1 pseudogene is annotated in these 203 nt (G+C 78.8%); it reads right to left on the reverse strand.

What is annotated here, in order from left to right:
- Positions 1-203 (reverse strand): annotated as a pseudogene (locus QWY29_RS20980) (hypothetical protein); the annotation flags it as partial.

Raw genomic sequence — 203 nt, forward strand, 5'->3', positions numbered from 1 at the left:
CCGCCGGCGGGGCCGGGGTCCTGCCGGGTCGAGACCCACGCCGACCAGTCGGGCTTGCGGGCCGCGCGCTCGAGCCCGGCGTGGATGCCGTCGAGGGCGCTGGTCTGGTCGCCGGCGCCCGACGCCGCGAGGTGGGCGTGGGCCGAGAGCTGCCCGGCGGAGTCGGCGACGTGCACCACCTGGGCGTCACCGAAGACGCCGTA

This window comes from Nocardioides abyssi (assembly GCF_030412915.1).
Taxonomy (GTDB): domain Bacteria; phylum Actinomycetota; class Actinomycetes; order Propionibacteriales; family Nocardioidaceae; genus Nocardioides; species Nocardioides abyssi.